The organism is Bacillus sp. LR--39, assembly GCF_053613335.1.
In genome coordinates this window covers 1-658 of record NZ_JBSIOT010001007.1, presented here as the reverse complement: position 1 = coordinate 658, position 658 = coordinate 1, and the positions used below count along the sequence as shown (strand labels likewise).

Sequence of the window (658 nt, the reverse complement as noted above, 5' to 3'; positions counted from 1 at the left end):
GGATTCCGTCCATCTCGGCGATTCCGGGAAAGTGTCCCCACTCGGTGAAGCCGTATTTTTTGAAAAGCTTCATGCTCGGTTCATTGTGAGCGAAAATAAACGCCATTAAAGAACGGATTCCAAGCTTTGGAGCAGCTTCAAGCGCTTTTTCAAGCACCGCAGAACCCGCCCCTTTGCCGCGGTGGTCTTCATGAAGGTAAATGCTGACTTCGGCGGTTTTGGCGTAGGCGGGTCTCCCGTAAAATGATTCAAAGCTGATCCAGCCGACGATATCCCGTTTTTCATTTTCTGCAATATAAAGAGGCCTTTCTTCGGTATGGCTCAAAAACCAGTTCAGCCTTTCTTCAGGCGTGACGGGTTCTGTATCTGCCGTCACCATTCGCGTCGCAATGGTGGAGTTGTAAATATCGACTACTGCGGGAAGGTCTTCCCGATTAGCGCTTCGTAATTTCATTCTCTCTATCCTTTCTTCATATGTTATATCTTCGGCGTTTTTTCCGTTATCATGCATACCGGTCATTTTTCAGATTTTCAGGGCGGTTTTACATAAAAACGAAACAGCCGGTGCAAAATAAATTGAAAAAAGTTTTTTGTAAATGTATATATTTTCTGAAAAGTGTTCAGAATGTTGCTGAGGTGATGAGTTATGAAAGAGGAA

1 protein-coding gene is annotated in these 658 nt (G+C 44.4%); it reads right to left on the bottom strand.

Translation table 11 applies throughout. The features are described from left to right. Nucleotides 1-454: N-acetyltransferase family protein (locus tag ACWHAR_RS28080; RefSeq protein ID WP_452088569.1), on the bottom strand; the 454-nt coding region annotated here is incomplete at its 3' end. Nucleotides 455-658: the final 204 nt, after the last annotated feature.